This is a genomic window from Xenorhabdus bakwenae, from assembly GCF_030272115.1.
Lineage (GTDB): Bacteria > Pseudomonadota > Gammaproteobacteria > Enterobacterales > Enterobacteriaceae > Xenorhabdus > Xenorhabdus bakwenae.
The window spans coordinates 3,904,634-3,922,188 of the sequence record NZ_CP119194.1 but is presented as its reverse complement, the minus strand read 5'-3'; the positions used below and the strand labels follow the sequence as shown (position 1 = coordinate 3,922,188).

The 17,555-nt window shown below is 49.8% G+C and carries 17 protein-coding genes and 2 pseudogenes; 12 read left to right on the top strand and 7 right to left on the bottom strand.

What is annotated here, in order from left to right; translation table 11 throughout:
- Nucleotides 1–80: 80 nt before the first annotated feature.
- Complete coding sequence (locus tag PXH59_RS20150) at nucleotides 81–227, top strand: hypothetical protein (RefSeq protein ID WP_434223332.1); 147 nt, start codon at nucleotides 81–83, stop codon at nucleotides 225–227.
- A gap of 606 nt (nucleotides 228–833) precedes the next feature.
- Here the strand turns inward: PXH59_RS20150 and PXH59_RS19415 are convergent.
- From PXH59_RS19415 to PXH59_RS19405, 3 genes and pseudogenes are all read right to left on the bottom strand, one after another.
- Nucleotides 834–2,027 carry a TniQ family protein gene (locus tag PXH59_RS19415; protein WP_285809800.1) on the bottom strand — a complete coding sequence of 398 codons (1,194 nt, stop codon included), beginning with the start codon at nucleotides 2,025–2,027 and terminating at the stop codon, nucleotides 834–836.
- Nucleotides 2,024–2,932, bottom strand: a pseudogene (locus PXH59_RS19410) (TniB family NTP-binding protein). Before PXH59_RS19410 ends, PXH59_RS19415 begins: the two are co-directional and overlap by 4 nt.
- A gap of 2 nt (nucleotides 2,933–2,934) precedes the next feature.
- Nucleotides 2,935–4,611: a TnsB C-terminal domain-containing protein gene (locus PXH59_RS19405; protein ID WP_285809798.1), complete on the bottom strand. Its 1,677-nt coding sequence runs from the start codon at nucleotides 4,609–4,611 to the stop codon at nucleotides 2,935–2,937.
- Nucleotides 4,612–5,140: 529 nt separating this feature from the next.
- On the opposite strand from PXH59_RS19405, the pseudogene PXH59_RS19400 reads away from it, so the two are divergent.
- The 5 genes and pseudogenes from PXH59_RS19400 to ssb form a co-directional block, all read left to right on the top strand.
- Nucleotides 5,141–5,839: pseudogene (locus PXH59_RS19400) on the top strand (PFL_4669 family integrating conjugative element protein); the annotation flags it as partial.
- Between the two features lie 13 nt (nucleotides 5,840–5,852).
- Complete coding sequence (locus tag PXH59_RS19395) at nucleotides 5,853–7,859, top strand: DNA topoisomerase III (RefSeq protein ID WP_285809796.1); 2,007 nt, start codon at nucleotides 5,853–5,855, stop codon at nucleotides 7,857–7,859.
- 315 nt (nucleotides 7,860–8,174) lie between these two features.
- Nucleotides 8,175–8,639, top strand: coding sequence for an STY4534 family ICE replication protein (locus PXH59_RS19390; protein ID WP_285811820.1), 465 nt, complete (start codon nucleotides 8,175–8,177; stop codon nucleotides 8,637–8,639).
- A gap of 76 nt (nucleotides 8,640–8,715) precedes the next feature.
- Nucleotides 8,716–8,925 (top strand): hypothetical protein, encoded by a 210-nt coding sequence (locus tag PXH59_RS19385; RefSeq protein WP_285809416.1) that lies wholly within the window; start codon nucleotides 8,716–8,718, stop codon nucleotides 8,923–8,925.
- Nucleotides 8,926–8,941: 16 nt separating this feature from the next.
- Complete coding sequence (gene ssb, locus PXH59_RS19380; RefSeq protein ID WP_285809417.1) at nucleotides 8,942–9,454, top strand: single-stranded DNA-binding protein; 513 nt, start codon at nucleotides 8,942–8,944, stop codon at nucleotides 9,452–9,454.
- Between the two features lie 71 nt (nucleotides 9,455–9,525).
- Here ssb and PXH59_RS19375 read toward each other — a convergent pair whose 3' ends face one another.
- Entirely contained in the window at nucleotides 9,526–10,206 is a 681-nt protein-coding gene (locus tag PXH59_RS19375; RefSeq protein WP_285809418.1) for a DUF4276 family protein, read from the bottom strand.
- A complete protein-coding gene (locus PXH59_RS19370) occupies nucleotides 10,199–11,305 on the bottom strand; it encodes an AAA family ATPase (RefSeq protein ID WP_285809419.1) in 1,107 nt (368 codons plus the stop codon). Before PXH59_RS19370 ends, PXH59_RS19375 begins: the two co-directional genes overlap by 8 nt.
- Nucleotides 11,306–11,776: 471 nt before the next feature.
- Here PXH59_RS19370 and PXH59_RS19365 point away from each other — a divergent pair, with 471 nt between their 5' ends.
- From PXH59_RS19365 to PXH59_RS19340, 6 genes are all read left to right on the top strand, one after another.
- Nucleotides 11,777–12,040 carry a helix-turn-helix domain-containing protein gene (locus PXH59_RS19365; RefSeq protein WP_047768405.1) on the top strand — a complete coding sequence of 88 codons (264 nt, stop codon included), beginning with the start codon at nucleotides 11,777–11,779 and terminating at the stop codon, nucleotides 12,038–12,040.
- 175 nt (nucleotides 12,041–12,215) lie between these two features.
- Complete coding sequence (gene pilL2 / locus PXH59_RS19360) at nucleotides 12,216–12,758, top strand: PFGI-1 class ICE element type IV pilus protein PilL2 (protein WP_285809793.1); 543 nt, start codon at nucleotides 12,216–12,218, stop codon at nucleotides 12,756–12,758.
- Nucleotides 12,758–13,456, top strand: a complete 699-nt coding sequence (locus tag PXH59_RS19355) for a TIGR03759 family integrating conjugative element protein (RefSeq protein WP_285809791.1) — start codon at nucleotides 12,758–12,760, stop codon at nucleotides 13,454–13,456. The genes pilL2 and PXH59_RS19355 overlap by 1 nt, the downstream gene beginning before the upstream one ends.
- Complete coding sequence (locus PXH59_RS19350) at nucleotides 13,432–13,971, top strand: integrating conjugative element protein (protein WP_285809789.1); 540 nt, start codon at nucleotides 13,432–13,434, stop codon at nucleotides 13,969–13,971. Before PXH59_RS19355 ends, PXH59_RS19350 begins: the two co-directional genes overlap by 25 nt.
- Complete coding sequence (gene traD, locus PXH59_RS19345; RefSeq protein WP_285809788.1) at nucleotides 13,968–16,031, top strand: type IV conjugative transfer system coupling protein TraD; 2,064 nt, start codon at nucleotides 13,968–13,970, stop codon at nucleotides 16,029–16,031. The genes PXH59_RS19350 and traD overlap by 4 nt, the downstream gene beginning before the upstream one ends.
- On the top strand, nucleotides 16,031–16,726 hold the full coding sequence (locus PXH59_RS19340; RefSeq protein WP_285809787.1) for a TIGR03747 family integrating conjugative element membrane protein: 696 nt from the start codon (nucleotides 16,031–16,033) through the stop codon (nucleotides 16,724–16,726). Before traD ends, PXH59_RS19340 begins: the two co-directional genes overlap by 1 nt.
- Here PXH59_RS19340 and PXH59_RS19335 read toward each other — a convergent pair.
- Nucleotides 16,713–17,261, bottom strand: coding sequence for an IS630 family transposase (locus PXH59_RS19335; RefSeq protein ID WP_285811610.1), 549 nt, complete (start codon nucleotides 17,259–17,261; stop codon nucleotides 16,713–16,715). The genes PXH59_RS19340 and PXH59_RS19335 overlap by 14 nt on opposite strands.
- Nucleotides 17,230–17,553, bottom strand: a complete 324-nt coding sequence (locus tag PXH59_RS19330) for an IS630 transposase-related protein (protein ID WP_285808283.1) — start codon at nucleotides 17,551–17,553, stop codon at nucleotides 17,230–17,232. Before PXH59_RS19330 ends, PXH59_RS19335 begins: the two co-directional genes overlap by 32 nt.
- Nucleotides 17,554–17,555 lie beyond the last annotated feature (2 nt).

Sequence of the window (17,555 nt, the reverse complement as noted above, 5' to 3'; positions counted from 1 at the left end):
CTCATCAATAGTAATTCAATAACTTTTTGAATATTAATGCTTTTGTTTTTGTTGCATTCCATCCGGTGAATTATTGTTTCATGTGTTTGGTGCTCTGGCGCAATCTTACCGCATTGGAAGACGGTATGTCCAAAGCTGCTATTTGCCGTAATTTTGGTGTAAAAAGAACAACCCTCATTGACACATTGAATCGTATAGGTCAAGACAGAAAGAATAAACAGGAATGATGCCAAAGGTAGCCAAACGGATTACATGAATTTTTTAAAAAATAAAAAAAACTATATTCAACAGGTTATCACGTTTTATCAAGTGCTATTCAAAATCGATTTTTCCGTTGAAAGCCAGACGTAGCAAGGGCTAAGAGGGAGCAAGGGAATAAATCGGGGCTATGGTCAGAAAACCCCATAAGGCAACTATAGGAAATTTTTCTCCCTTTTACTTTTGTCCTACGGCCATCGGATGACCTTGCCACGTTGGCAAAATGATGTCTTTCGTGTGTCATTTTCAGAAGGCGATTGCACCAATTAACAGGGCATAACGACCGGTGTGCATATGACTTCTGATAAAGTAACTTCAGAAGACGACTGCACTAAACTTGATTATACTCAATACTCGTGTGCACCAATGCGAGGTTTGGGCATTGCGTCAGACATACCACAGATTGCCAAATCAAAATCGTAGGTGTTGACCATCCAACAAGGAGTGGCAGACCATTGCCTATCAGAATTACGGCTCGACGATTTGCCATATAAACCTAGCAATAAGTGCAGCCGGGTTCTGACAGAATGTGCAATCGTCTTCTGAAAATGACATGAATGCCAAAACGCGGACTGTCAAGATTTGTCACTTAATCCGTCATTTATTCTAAGACTCGTAAAAGGTTCATCTGGGTTAAAATGTGACACAAATTCCAACGGAATACCTACCTCAACAAATAAGGTACGAAGTTTTTCCAGAGACTCAGGGTCACACAATGAACGAGCCGTATCGGGATTGTGTCGTGCCTCAGCAACGGCTGCATTAAGCGCATCGGTGAGGTTTTGCCAGGGATTGAGAGAGCGTTTATTTCCATTTGTTGGCAGGCCGTTGGTAAAATCGCTTTGCGGTTCGGGTAAGAACAAGTCTGCCTGTTTACCATATGGATTCAATATCTCTGATTCGATTAGGTTCATTGCCATCGCCGCTGCTTCTAACATTTTTAACTGTACTGCCGGATTCAAAATCTCATAGGGTTTCCATAAACTTTGCCCTGCGCGAAACGGATAACCACAACGTTCCCAAACATAACGGAGATTACCAGCGTAGGTTCCACATTGTGAAATGGGTGTATTGAGTTCATCCAGCAAGGTACGTAGCAATCTAAACCATAAACCGGCATGGACTCGGCGTTGTGGTAGATCCACATACCCTGTAGCCAATGCCTGCCAGGTACGCTTATCCATCACCGCAATAGCATTGCTGGCTGTACGTGGCAACATATCTGTATTTTCCCAGCCGAAAAAATGCCCTGAAAGCCCCTGATAGAATTCCAGCCAACAACCATGCAACGGACAACTCAGCATAAGAGGCAATTTCCATATGAGTAATATAGGTTTCACCGTTGAATTGTTCAGACAATGTGGGCAAGCCCGATAGATGGGCTGGCTGGGCAACCAAGCTCGCCAGCTTGCAATTAACCTTATTTTGCGGCGATATTCCGGCAATAATACCGAAAACTGAAATACGTAAGCTTCCAACGCTGAAGGAATTAAATCGTCGAGGCTATCCAACAACCACGGTACCCAACCGGCAAAATTCATAGAGTGCAGTCGCTCTAACTCGACACCACTTCGAAGTGAGAGCGCTGTTAATAGCGAACGTGGTGGCGCTATATCGAGATCATCGACTTGATCGTGTCCAAGGTCGTGTTCCAGCAGTTCATGAACGCTCATCTGGTAACAGGTAGCAACCCGATGAAGCCACGAAGATAATAAAGATTCACCTTCTACTAGCGCTGGATGCAATGGCCAGCGTGGTGCTGGTTTCACATCAATTCCCGCTCAAATTGGCGTCGTCGCTCGCTGGGGCCATTATAATCTGCCATACTGAGTGTACGATGATTGATAGCTTCTTCACCAATTTCTACCGCCGCGATAGCCGCCGACATCAGCAAGTGTGCCAGTTCACCGATAGTGCCCTCGCATCGGGTAAGCAGATAACGTGCCATGTTTGGTGTAGCAATCGGTGATTGTCGCTTCAGCGGAGACGTAGCGGCAAAACTAGCCAGTAATGAACAACAGTCATCGTTGACCTCCCACAGAGGTAACATCATCGGCTCGAATCGATTTTCCAATTGATCGTCTGAACGGATTGCTAAATAGGCATCGTGTGTCCCAACACCAACCAGCGGAATACGGAGTTCGTTACCAAGAAAGCGTAATAAATTGAGAAATTCTCGCCGATTGACGCTGTTACCTGCCAGAACGTTGTGCAGTTCGTCTATCACTAATAATCGAACGCCGACCTTACGTAGCAATGTCAGTGCCAGTTGCTCCATTTCGGGTAGTCGGGGACGCGGTCGTAATGGTGCACCCATTGCCGCGAGCAGCGCGACGTAAAAGCGGATCACCGAGGGTTCAGACGGCATCTGCACAACCAGTACTGGAATTTACTCTTGATTGTTGTCATAACTGGCTGGATGTGCACGCCGGAACTTTTCGATGATCATAGACTTACCGTTGTTGGTTGGGCCAACCAGTAACAAATTAGGCATGCGTTGCTTATTAGGCCAAGTGTACAGGGTTTCTAATTGGTTCAATGCGTCAAGCGCTCGTGGATAGCCTATCCAGCGATCAGTGCGGATACGCTGAATACGCTCAGTTGCTGGCAATTGAGCCAATCCTTGTACCGCTGGCAGCAGATGGGATAAATCGATGATGGGATATTCGTCCACAGCTACCACTCCTCTATTTGATCGAATGGCTTGGCCAGAGGCTGATTTTCTGCCTGTTGGTCAGTCATCTCTATTTTGGGTAAAACGGGTTCATTGGGTGGCAGTGGTGCCTTGAGATGCTGGCGTCGTTCTGTATCACGGCGTGTTTTGCGTGTCGCTTTATGTGCTGTAGTAACAATTTCACGCATTTGCTTAATCATGCGAAATAACATCGATTCATCCACCTGTTTCCGCCCGAGTTGGCGGAGACTTGTCAATGCCTGCCGCTGCTCCCATAGGGTAATGGCCGGGTGGGATAAGGCACGGTAGGGGATTTCCAGATAATGCTGTCCCTCGGGTTCCAATACCCAAATACGGCTGATATCGCGTGGGTCACGCCGGATCAGAAATGCGGGAAAATTTTCACGTCGGGCAATCCAGGGCTTGAGTGCGTCGGCGTAGTAATGAATGTGGTCAATAACAAAGCCGGTACGTGTCAGAATGCGGCGGAACACGGGGAGAAAATCAGCCAGAAAGGCAGTAGTGTGCGTGACAACAGCGGGGATGCCTATTCGTTCCACGGCTTCAGCCCAGCATGCTGCCGGAGGTTGGAGTAGACCACTGTGTATCGAACCGTGATAAGCGCCGATCGCCAGAGTAAACCAGCGCTCCAGTTCAGACAATGTCAGAGAGGCTAACTTATCGGAAGCATATTCCCCACGTTGTTTGGGGTTGGAGAAGGTGGTTCCCGGCAATTCATCGTGGATCATTTGCATTGTTGTACCGATGATCCGTTCTACGATGCCGCCGTAGTGCGGTTGCCCGAGAGGACGATAATCCAATCGGATGCCGTGTTGTTCGCAGCCACGGCGCAGAGCTTCGCTTTTAAATTCAGCGGCGTTGTCGAGATAGAGTTGCTTGGGTTTGCCACTCATCGGCCAATCCATTTCTATATCCAGCCTTTCCAGCCAGGGGCGCTTATCACAAACGATGTGGGCGAGACAAAGTCCGACAGCAACAGCAGACGGCGCTTCCATGGTGATCACCATACCAAGCACGCAACGCGTGAATACATCAATAGCGATGGTAAGATATGGGCGGCCAATCGGTTGCCGATCACAAGTATCAACAACGATTAAGTCAATGACTGTGTGGTCAATTTGTACCTGTTCCAGTGGTGCAGTTACGGCGGGAGGTAAACCTCCGGCACCTTGTCGATCCCGTGCTGCATCTTGGCCTTCTCGGTAATGTATTGTTTTGATTGGATCAAGGTCAGCTACCCGCAGTGCCACTGTATTGCGCGTTGGGGCGGGCAAATTTTGCTTTTTACAGGCCTGTGCAATCTCTCGACAAAGTGCTGCCTGACTGCACTTTTGCTTAGTCAAAAATCGCTTTTTCAGTAAATTATGAATAATACTTTCGACTGGCTCCGGCAGGCGTTTTTTACCTTTGCCGCCGTTAGATTGACCCGGAGCCAGATCTGTCACAAGGCCAGAACCTTGCCGGGCTTGGCTAATCAGAGCATATACCTGCCGCCGGGATAAACCCAATGTCTGAGCAGCATCATCAGCGGCTTGATGACCGACCGTATTAAGCGCTGCCAGGGGTTCAATGATTTCATTTCTGCGCCGGGTCTCTTGCCATACCTTATCAGGTAAGGTCATCACGCCTCGCTCGGTAATTTGTGGTGTGTCTAACATGCTCACACCTCACATTAGTGCATACGAGTACCGAGTATATAATCGTGTTTAATGCAGACGTCTTCTGAAATAGGCTAAATAACAAGCAAAAAAATGGCGTGTGTTCGAAAACAAGATAAGAGTGTTAACGCTGTCGCCTCCAACGCTAGAACTCCGTTTTTTGATATTTCGTGCAGTTGACTATTTCAAATTACATATTTCGGTGCATACGAGTACTGAGCATAATTACGTTTAGTGCAGTCGACTTCTGAAATTATTTTATCAGAAGTCATATGCACACTCAGCTTTAAGCCCTATTAATTGGTGCAGTCGTCTTCTGAAAATGACAGTGCCAACAAAGATTAAAAAATACACACTGTTGGCACTGCCAACAGTGGCTAAAAAATCATCTTTTTTGACAGTGAATAAAACCCATCATTTTTCTCTTTTTTCATAACTGGTTATCCATTGAGTCACCGCCTCCTTTGCCTTAATAGTTTGACTGACTTATCAAGGTCAAACAGGAGTTTTTGTGCATGTCTGATGCAGAAAAAAAACCGCATCTCAGCCGCGTTTACGCGCCGGTGTCTTAACATCCTCGTTAACGATTGAATTACATACCCACTATGCGATCCGGCTCTGGGCGGGACGCCGACGGGAAGACATCAGCAAGACACATCAGGTTACGGAGATCCTCGGAATGCCACAGATCATTAAGCGTGCCGGTAATATCAGTGTGGATTCCGCCGCCGATAATCCTTATGCCGATACCTGGCTGGTGAAACTGGAACACGCACTGGATACGGCTTCCGTCAATCTCCAGCAGAGTATTGCCACTTTGCAGGATACCCTGAATGCCGTACCACAGCAGATCACCTTATCCGCTGTTTCCTCTGTCGAGCCGTTGAATATCGGGGTTTACAGTCATTCGCCATTAGGCTATCGCGGTGTCTGGCTGCTGGTCGGCTATGACCAGCTCGCCATGAAAACGTTTCAGGCTTTCCATTACGGGCTGATTTCACGGGCAGAGCGGGATGCCTTTCTGCACAATGGCAGCCGGGCCATTCGCCAGATTTACGGCATTGTACGCTCTTACCGTTCACTGGTTGTCACTCGCCAGGATATTGCAGAGAAAACCCCAGCGGGACTTGAGGCCATTAAACTGCTGGGTGAACCGCATCCCGATATTTTGTCAGGTAAGTGGCGTTCGGTTTTCTCCCCACCTTTACGTTCGGTTGAACCCCATTAATGGAGGGGATGCAATGCAGCTTTATTTGTGTGAAAAACCCGCTCAGGCCAAAGACATTGCCAACGTGCTGGGGGTGAAACAGCGCGGGCAGGGATTTCTTTTTAGCGCCAGTCTCACCGTCACCTGGGCCATCGGGCATTTGCTGGAGGTGGCTGCCCCCGAACACTATGGCGAGCAATTTGGCCCGCCGTGGCGCATGGAGGTGCTGCCGGTGCTGCCCGTTCAATGGCAATGGTCGGTAAAAAAAGAGACCGCCGGGCAGTTTGCAGTGGTTCAGCAGCTATTGAAACAGGCGGATGAGGTGATTATTGCCACCGATGCCGACCGTGAAGGCGAAGTGATTGCGCGTGAGTTGCTGGAGTATTGCCATTTCACCGGTCCGGTCAGGCGGCTGTGGTTGTCGGCACTGGATGAAACCAGCATCCGGCAGGCACTGGCGGCCATATTACCGGGTGAGCAGACGGCAGCACTCTATCAGGCCGGACTGGGGCGGGCACGGGCCGACTGGCTGACGGGGATCAATCTGACCCGCCTGTATACCCTGAAAGCTCAGGCACTGGGTTTTGGGGAGGTGTTGTCCATTGGCCGGGTGCAGACCCCGACACTGGCACTGGTGGTGAACCGGGATAAGGATATCAGTCAGTTTGTGCCAAAACCGTACTGGCAGGTGATGGTGAAGCTGGAAAAAGATACTGTCCGCTTTCCAGCGAAATGGCTGCCCACAGCGGATGATGGCGATGAAGAAAAACGCTGTATCCGGGAGGCCGTGGCGCAGGCTGTGCAGAAACGTTGCCAGCAGGCAGCACACGCCACTGTGATGGACGTCAGCAAAAAGCGGGAGAAAACCCCGCCGCCGCTTTGTTTTGATTTAGGCACACTCCAGCAGGCTGCTTCCCGTTTGTGGGCTATGGGCGCGAGTCAGGTGCTGGCGATTGCCCAGTCCCTGTATGAAACCCATAAAGCCACGACTTACCCGCGCACGGATTGCGGCTATCTGCCCATGTCCATGCAGGCCGATATTCCGGTGGTGTTGACCGCGCTGGTGCGAACCGATCCGGCGATGACCGCTGTTATCAGCCAACTGGATAGACAACTCGTATCCCGGGTCTGGAATGACACAAAAATCACGGCGCACCATGCCATTATTCCCACGCGTCATGCTTTTGATATCAGCCGGTTAACGACCGATGAGTTAAAGGTTTATCAGCTTATCCGTCAGCATTATCTGGCGCAGTTTCTGCCAGCACAGGAAACGGATGTGACCGAAGTGACGCTGGATATCGGCGGGCCATTATTCCGGGTAAAAGGTCGGATTAATGTGATCACGGGCTGGAAAGCGCTGTTTACCGATGAAGCGGAAGAGCATGGAAAGGGGGAAGAAAAGGAAACCGATTTACCGCTACCGGCCCTTAATCAGGGTGATCGCTGTCAGGTGATTGAGGCGAACATTCAGTCCCTGCATACCAAACCGCCGGCACCGTTTACTGAAGGTACGCTGATTGCCGCGATGAAAAATGCCGCCGGTCTGGTCAGTGATCCGCAACTGAAACAAATCTTGCGAGAAAGTGCCGGGCTAGGCACGGAAGCGACCCGTGCCGGCATTCTGGATACCTTGTTTAAACGCCAGCTGATTGAGCGGAAAAAGAAAGCGATCCACGCGACGCCTTTGGCGCAGGAGCTGATTGCCGGGCTGCCGGCGGTGCTGACAGATCCGGGCATGACCGCGTTATGGGAGCAGTCGCTGGAGGATATTGCGCAGGGCAAAGCATCGCTGGCGGTTTTTATGCAAAAACAGGCGCAATGGCTTCAGCATTTGGTCGAACGGGGTAAGGCACAGCCGCTACATCTGACGTTGCCGAGAACTCCCGAATGCCCGAACTGTGGCGGCCGGATGCGGCAACGGCAGGGAAAAACCGCGCCGTTCTGGGGCTGTGTGAACTATCCGGCCTGTAAAGGCATGCTGAATGACAAAGCGGTCACGCAATCGCGCAAAGCCAGGCGGGCAAATCAGAAAGTCTGAAGATCTGATTGTTGATTGACGTCCTGACGGGATGCTTTAAGAATCAACCTGTTTCTTAAATGATCGGAGAGCCTGTAACGATCGCCTCCGGGTGGCTGTAAAACTTCCGTAGCCTGCAAGGGAGTACACACTGTGTGGTACATCTGCCCACCTTTGGAAGCAGATATTGCCAACCCAATGGCAATGAAGGTTCATTATGCTTTATCAGAACGTCAGCAACGTATACGTCTGACGCCCGGCGGGGAAAATCTTTCCCGTCAGGGATGGGGTTTTCTCCGTCATTCCTTATTTTTTGACCTCCATGGAGAACATCGTATGTCTGAGAACACCACATCGTTAACCAAAAACGACTATTTCAACCTGAATATTAAAGGCCTGGGCTATCTGAATAATATCCGCCATGTCAGCACCGCCAACGGGACGTTCCTGAGCTGCGTGATCAATGCGTTAAATGGCCCGAGTGATAATCCGGTCTATGTGCGTTTTGATATTACCGTGGTCGGTAAGGAGGCAACCAGTCTGGTGGGTCGTTGCCAGAAATCGGTGGATGAGGACAAAAAAGTGTTGCTGGGCTTTACCTTAAGTCATCCCTCCACCGATATTTTTACCCTGAAACGCGGGGATCATGCCGGTGAACAGCGCGTCAGCCTGAAAGCCCGTCTGATCAAGGTGGACTGGATTAAAATCGGTCAGGAGAAAGTGTATCAGGCCGAACAGTCCGACTCGACACCCCCGCAGAACGGTGCTGCACAAACCGAATATGCAGAAAACTCATTCTGATATTCCTTTTATCCCACCGACTTGCCCTGAGGTTTCAGGGCAGTCTTTTTATTATCAAAGACAACAGGATACAGAGATGAATATCGCACCGATTGGTGTTCTGGCACTGCAATACTGCCATAAGCAGTTACCGTTAACCGTGTTGCGAAGCTGTGCAGGCTTTTATATCGGCACACTGGATGAGGGGGAACCGTGTTCCCGTGAATCGGTGGAATATTTTGCCCGCCGTGAGCAGGCGGAATTTGCCCTGAAGCAAGGGTGCTGGACGCAGCGTCAGTCAGTGTAACCAGGAGGAAATGGATATGTCTTCACGTGGAATTAACAAGGTGATTTTAGTCGGAAATCTGGGACAAGATCCGGAAATCCGTTACCTGCCAACCGGCGGTACAGTGGCAACACTGTCACTGGCCACCTCAGAAAACTGGCGGGATAAACAAACCGGCGAGCTGCGGGAGAAAACCGAATGGCACCGGGTGGTGATCTTCGGCAAGTTAGCAGAAATTGCGGCGGAATACCTGCAAAAAGGCGCTCAGGTCTATATCGAAGGTTCTTTGCAAACGCGCAAGTGGCAGGACCAACAGGGGCAGGATCGCTATTCAACCGAAGTGGTGGTGAGTGTCAGTGGCACGATGCAGATGCTGGGAAGCCGTGGCGATGCAAAACAGGCGGCTGCTCAGCAGGTGGGGCATAAGCCCGCACCGAAGCCACAGCCTTCTAAGCCAGTAAATAAGGAGAGAAAGGCTACCACAGCAGTACAACCTGCTGCGTTACCGGAAGAGGAGGAAATGGATTGGGATTCGGAGATCCCGTTCTGAGCTGTTTAACCTATTGCCCTGTTATCACAGGGCTTATTCGTATTAAATCGATTCAAAATGCATCTGCATATTTAAGCTGTTATCAATCGCTCAAGCTGACATAGCCATTCGTTGAATAAGGGACATTTTTCTCTCATTTTAGGAATGCCTATTTTCTCAGCAATAGCTATCCCTGTTGTAGTCTTGGCAAAGGTTCCATTTGCTGACCATTTTTCCAATCTCTTTGAAGGCGCCGTTTGTGGGCTATTGTTAATTGATTCCGGTTCCCTGCATTCTCGAAGGACTTGCTCTACTTCTTGTACATGAATATTTAATTCATTGGCAAGTATGTCTTTGTCACTAAAAAGTAAAGCTTCAAATTCATGCATAACGATGTACGGGATAAAACGTTCATCAGCTCTCTGTGCTAATAGGCATTGACGGATTTCATTCTGTGTTGACAGATGCAGATGCTCAGCGATTTGTCTCGGTTCCCAATGTCTATTTAACGTCTCTAACCCCGGCCATTCATGGGTGCCATAATAATCAATAAACGTTGTTACATAGGTATCTGGACGTTGTTTCAAGTGTATCTCAATGTCTTTCTTAACTCTCGAAAAACGTACATCGCCGCCTTTTTGGCCGGGTTTGGAAACTTGGGTTGCAGAGATAAAAATCATTTTCTCAGCCAGATAAGGTTGAAGCATTTTTTCAATAAATATTTGTTCTGTTTTACCTTCAACGATGGCCATGACTTCGATGTAATTACTCATAAGTTGGCCCTCCGGCGATGACGTTTTTAGCCCATAATTCACCGAGAGAATAGTTTTCGAGCCATTGAGAAAAATTTTCCTCATTTAAACGTTCAAAGCTTGAAGCTCCCTGTTTACGATTCACGATGATAATATCTTCGGTAGAGAATTGATCGATTAAAATAGGGGATTGAGTGGCAATAATAACTTGGGTACGTTGAGCAGCTTGTTGAATTAACTCTGCAAGGATCACAATGGCCGCAGGGTGTAGGCCCAGTTCAGGTTCATCAATAATAATGGTTGATGGCGGGTTGGGTTGTAATAATGCGGTTGCCAGGCAAATAAAGCGTATTGAACCATCTGATAAATGATAAGGCTGCATTGGATAGTCTGAGCCTTTTTGCGTCCAGCTCATGTTAACTTCTTCTTTCTGGCCGCTTTGACGAGGTTCCAAAATGAAGTTATCAAAGAAAGGGGTGACTAACCTGATGGCATTCACAATCGATTTGTATTCATTTGGAGCATCATTTTTGAGTTTTAATAAGAACGCGCCAATGTTAGAAGCATCTGTGCGTAATGTTTTGTTATCCTGAATGATTTCATATTTTCGCATGCCAGCCGTAGCGCTGGTATCGTGAAAATGATAAATCTGCCAGGAAGCGATGGCCTCATAGACGGGTTTTGAATACGGTGCGTCAGAGGAATCGTTCTCAATTTCAGCAACCATTCTGGATCTGCCATCGTCGCTATCCCCCAATAACCACCATCCGGTAGCACTTTTTGCGTAATAGCGGGCTTCATCTTCAATGGCACAACTGTCTGCTGGCGTGGGCACCAATTTAAAGCGAAACCCACGTTCCCCGAAGCGTGTTTCAAACTCCATTTTCGGGGTGACCTTATTACCATTAAAGAGTAAATCGCTTGCTCCCCCACTATCGCGTACATAGCGATTTAATGTGCCGTCTATTAATGCCCGCAGCATTTTAAAAAAGGAGATCAAATTACTTTTACCTGCGCCGTTAGCGCCAACAATCACGTTTAAATTTTTAAGTTCAAACTCATTGAGTTCATGGATTGATTTAAATCCTTTAATCGTGAGCTTGTCTAAAGACGTAGTCATATCGCCTCCTTTGAAATGCTTTACTTCAGTATCAGACAAGGGGGGTAACTATCGATTCAATCATTCATCAACAAAGTTGTCTCCAATGTTAACATAACCCGCTGATAGCTGACGCACTATTCTCTGAAGTGTATCTTTCGGTGGTTATACTTATTGTTAGAGATGATGCTGAACTAATGGGTAACTAATTACTTAATTTTACTGATTATACTTACACATTCGATTATTGAATTAGATAACTCAATCAGTTAAAGTAAAAAAGCTATCGGCAAAATCCGATAGTGAGGAATCTCAGGCCTCGTAAGATCAACCCACTGGTAGGATATTTCTACCAGTGCGCCTGCTATCGCACCTTCTATGGCGGTTCAGGCAGGGGAGGCTTCGGCCTCGCCGGATTGGTTGATCTCCGGTACCTGAGAATCCCTGCCTTGAATCGCCACCATCAATAATCAACAGAAGGGGAAGCAGGTTATGACTCACACTCGACAAGACTGGCACCCAGCCGAAATTATTTGTGCATTACGCAAGCGTGGTACGACACTCGCCGCTTTATCCCGTGAATCGGGACTCAGCTCTTCTACACTGGCAAATACCTTATCCCGCCCGTGGCCTAAAGGGGAGTTTATCATTGCTACCTGTTTGGAAATGGAGCCTGCTGAAATCTGGCCCAGCCGCTATTTTGATCGTAATGGTAATTTGCTTGAGCGAAAAGCGCGTAAATCGGTTGCTGAATAATGCCCTGTTATCACTCATGCCACGTAATACGATAATACCGGTTCAGGGGTTATCCGTTACTTCCTGTTGCGGCATTTTTATTTTCAGCAAACACAGTTGAGTTGTTCATTGAATACATCACAGGGTTCCCTGCATAGTCAGGATTATTTTACGACTGAGCAGGAACCTATTTGGCATGAAAATAACTGTGTTAACCGGCTTAATGGCGGTAATACTGACGGGATGCACAGCTCCCGTAAAACAACCGCCACCTCAGCTTTCCAAAGATACCTTTCCTTCCGTTACGCTGACCCGTAACGTTCAGCCGGTTTCACCGGATATTTATGGGCAAAAAACAGAAGTGGTCCGTTATGGCCGCTATTTGCTGGTCAGTACCGACCCGACAGCGGCCCAGCGTGACCCGCTTTCCCAGCTGGTTGATAGTCAGCTCCCCGCCTCTCAGAAACCCACCGTGGCTGATGCGATGCGTTATGTTTTGCGTCAATCGGGCTACACATTATGTGCGCCGGAAAAAACCAATAACATCTTATATCGTCAGCCCTTGCCGTCGGTGCACACACAGTTAGGCCCTGTCCGGTTGCGTACCGCGTTGCAGGTGATGGCAGGCCCGGCCTGGCAACTGAACGTGGATGAAGTGCAGCGAGTGGTGTGTCACCATTTACGCCCGGGCTATCAGTTACCGACTCCGGCTAAACAAACGCAGCAGGGAGGGCATTGATGAAATGGCATCGTTTCGGTTTATTGATCTGGTTGCTGAACAATCCGGTCTGGGCAGCCACACCGACACCGTTAGCCTCGCAGCAGACACCATCGACAGCAAGCCAGCCGCAATTTCTGAAAAATCAGGCTGAACAGTGGACGTTAAGTGCGGATGAATACCGGCGTTATCAGCAACTGATGAGTGGGCCCCGGGGTATCCAGTCCCCGGGGCTTGATCCGCTGACCACATTAGGTATTGAAGCCGACAGTGATGCCGAACGCCGCCGTTATGCTGAACAGTGGGTCAGGGCGGAGTTTGCCCGCACAGAGAAAGAGCTGCGTTTCCAGCGGGAAGTGGATGCCGCCTGGCAGCGGCTGTTTCCGGATGTGTTGCCGGTCAATATGACAACATCACGGGAGACAAATGGACGGCTGGCGCTGTTTGTCAGAGTCAACGATTGCCCGCCCTGTGACACCCGTTTGGCCGAAGTCCTGGCGGCAAAGCAACCGGTGGATATCTATCTGGTTGACAGTCAGGGTAATGACGACACATTACGCCAGTGGGCCAAAAACCATCATATCCCGGTTGAGCGGGTACGTCACCGGCAAATCACGCTGAATCATGATGCGGGGTACTGGTTCCGGTTTGGCAGGGGGCGGATGCCGGTAGTGTTGCGACAGGGAGAGCAGGGATGGCACATTACGTCATTACCATGAAACGGCTGAGCGTATTCCCCATTATCGGTCTGTTATGGGTTAATACCTGCCAGGCTGAACTGAACGTGATTGCCGATTTAGGCGGCCAGGAGGCTGCGCCCTTTTATGCAGGTATTCATGCTCAGTCAGATGATATCACTTTGCCGCCACCGCATTTTTCACCCGAGCAGGCCGGTGAAGCGGCGATGTTGCCGGTGAAAACACCGGAACTCACGCCGGGAAAAGTGGCAAGCCGGCCACTGCAACTGCCGGGCATTGGCGCACTATTTCTGATGGGTGATGACGCTGATTCGCGCCAGTGGTTAAGCCAGAATGCTGTACGACTTAAGCAATTGCATGCGGTGGGATTGGTCGTCAATGTCAGTGAAATGGCGGCGTTACAGTCACTGCGGGCATTAGTACCGGATTTGCTGCTATCACCGGCTTCCGGCACAGAACTGGCCCGCCGTTTGCAGTTACAGCATTATCCCGTACTGATCACTGAAACCGCTCTGACTCAGCAGCCCTCACTATGAGCCGCCGTTACGTTGTTGAAGCCCTGTTACGTCCTGCCGTCGAGCTGAATACCGCGGTGGTTTTCGCCGTTGCCGCGTTTGTCTGCATCCGGGCACCCTGGGCGATTGCACTGGCACCGTCAGTCAGCTATGTGATGGCCGGCGGTTTTGCGGTATTAGCGATGATACGCACGTGGCAGGGCATTCAGGTACTCCGCTATCGCCGAAACCTGCGCCGCTTGCCGCGCTACCTGATGAGCACAAAACAGATCCCCGTCAGCCATCAGCGTCTGTTTCTGGGCAGGGGATTTCGCTGGCAGCAGAAGCATACCCAGCGTTTGCAGGATACGCGGCGACCGGAGGTCGAACGCTTTGTGCAACCGTCTAAGGTTTATCAGCTTGCCCGTGCACTGGAGCACCGAACGGAATACCGTTGGCCGGAATTGTCGGCCCTGTTACGCAACGACTCCCCGTTCAATCCGGTGCGGCCTTTACCACCGGTGGGCGGCAATCCGATGATCCACGGCATTGAACCACAGGAAATGGACGTGTTTATGGATCTGCGTGAGCGCGTCGGGCATACCCTGGTGATGGGCACGACCCGTGTGGGAAAAACCCGGCTGGCCGAATTGTTGATAACGCAGGATATCCGGCGGGGTGAGGTAGTGATTGTCTTTGATCCGAAAGGCGACGCTGACCTGTTAAGGCGCATTTGGGCGGAAGCACACCGCTCTGGGCGCGGCAATGAACTTTCCTTCTTTCATCTGGGCTGGCCGGAAATCTCGGCACGTTATAATGCAGTCGGGCGGTTTGGCCGGGTATCGGAAGTGGCTTACCGTCTGGCGGGGCAGCTCAGTGGGGAAGGCAACAGTGCGGCTTTCCGTGAATTTGCCTGGCGGTTTGTTAATATTGTGGCCCGCGCGTTAGTCGCTTTGGGACACCGGCCGGATTACACCTTGATCACGCGTTACGTCAATAATATCAGCGAATTGTATCAACTCTATGCCACTAAAATGATGGCAGACAGGCAGCCCGCACTGCTGGAACAAATCAACCAGTCTCTCAGCAAGCTGAAAGAAAAAGATATCCCGCGCAATATGCAGGGGCAGCCGGATGCGCTGAGACTCTGGGCGATGGAAGTGACACTGAGTTCAGCAGCCGGTAAGCAGCTCTACGATCCGATCCTGGACGGGTTACGCTCTGCTGTACGTTATGACCGCACCTATTTTGACAAAATTGTTGCCTCTTTATTACCCCTGCTGGAAAAGCTGACCACCGGCAAAATTTCAGAACTGCTCTCGCCGGATTATTTCAATATGGCGGATTTGCGCCCCATTTTCGACTGGGAACAGGTGATCCGCAAGAACGGTATTGTCTATATCGGGCTGGATGCGCTGTCTGACAGTGATGTGGCTTCGGCAGTGGGTAACAGCATGTTTGCCGATTTGGTCAGTGTCGCGGGGCAAATCTACAAATACGGCATGAATGCAGGATTGCCGGTGCGCCATGACGGCAAGCTGGCGATTAACCTGCATTGTGACGAATTCAATGAGCTGATGGGGGATGAGTTTATCCCGTTGATCAATAAAGGCGGCGGCGCGGGTATGCAGGTCACGGCCTATACCCAGATTTCCTCGGATATCGAAGCCCGTATCGGCAGCCCGGCTAAGACGGCACAAGTCATCGGCAATTTCAACACCCTGATTATGTTGCGGGTGCGGGATAACCGGACGGCAGAGTTACTCACCAGTCAGTTGCCCGAAGTGGAAATTTATAGCAAGACGCTGGTCTCGGGGCATGCGGATATTGCGGATGCTGAACAAGGGCAGGATTTTACCTCCTCCACGCAGGACCGGGTAGGTACAGTCAAAACCCCGCTGGTGACGCCTGCTGAGATGATTAACCTGCCGAAAGGGCAGGCGTTTGCCTTGCTGGAGGGCGGTCAGTTGTGGAAAATTCGCATGCCCTTACCTACCGGGGATGACGATGATGCCCTGATGCCCGCGAGTTTGCAGAAAATCGCCGAACAGATGAGGCGACATTACCGCCCCCGTGAAGCCTGGTGGGAAGAAAAAGCATAATGGCACAGTCAGAACCGGCTTCCCGTCAATCTACTCAACCCCCGCGCAAGCATGGCCTGCTGTATCGTGTGCTATGGGAATGGCCGTGGCAACTCATCGGTTTTATTGTGATGTCCTGGCTATTCAGCCTGTTGCTGGAATATCTCGGGATGACTTTTTTCTGGCAGGATGAGGGCGCTTCTCACAGCCAGACGATGATGAAAACGGAGTTGCAATTTTTATCCACGGAATTTACCCGGAGCCTGCTGTTATCCGAACCCTCCCCAACGGTCTCTGACTGGCTGGCACAGGCGTATCAATGGCTGTTTGTGGACAGTGGTTTTATGCGCTGGATACAGGGGCCGCGGCAATATCCACTCAATCACAGCCATGATTTTAGGCGTGAATTCAATGCCGTATTACAGGAGGTATCGGGCTATTTACAGGAATACGGGCTGGCCACGGTGTTTATCACGATGGTGACGCTGATCCGGCTGGCGATCCTGCTGTTATCCGTTCCGCTGTTTGTGATGGTAGTTTTGGTGGCAGGGGTTGACGGGCTGGGACGGCGGGATTTACGTCGTTATGGCGCAGGATATGAGTCGAGTTTTGTCTATCATCATGCCAGGCGGGGAATTAAACCGGCCTGCACTATTCCCTGTGTGCTGTATTTATCGTGGCCAAGTGTGGTGTATAGCAGAATCAACATAACCTGACACACTCGATGTGCTCGGTGAACACCTCATCAACTGAACATCTTTTTTGTCTTCTTATCGCTTTTGCCCCACCCCATTTGTGTTCTATGGGATTCAAGTCCGGACTATAAGCGGGCAGCCACTCTAATTGATATTGACTCTCTGCTATCGCTTGTATCGTATCAAGTCGTTTATGAAAACGCGCATTATCCATGACTATCACGGCACCGTGTGGGAGTTTGGGCAATAAATCCTGCGTCACCCACGCATGAAAGACATCGGCGTTAATGTTGCCAGTAAATAAGCTTAAGGTGATGAACGTATTTTCGAGAATGGCTCCAATCACGTTAATACGGCCTTTCGCGTGCCAATCCTGTGTACCAAAACAACGCTGCCCTTTCTCTGAATACCCGTATATCCGTGGCATTGACTGCGCGAAACCACTTTCATCCAAATACACAATCGGTTTGCCTTCCTGTTTATAGCCGCTGATGCGCTCGACAAACGCCTGACGAAGCTGAGGATCAGCGCGAGGATGTTTTAAGGTTTTTTTTATGAGTGAGGCGAAGCCGTTTCAACGCGTAATGAATCGCCGATTGTGAGACCCCTAAGCGCTTTGCTCTTTCCCATTGATAGTCATCAGGAAAATTTTGGACATCCGCGATGAGCACCTCATCAGGAATTTTCATGGGAGGCTTATCACGCGTCATGCAAGGTTCTATTTTATGACTCCACCGGAACAGGGTACGAATAGAAATCTCAAAATGGGCACTCGTTTGTTCGAAAGTCAACGAATGCTTATCTTTGTATGCCAGTACTCTTTTTCGAAAATCTAGACTGTAACCCATTT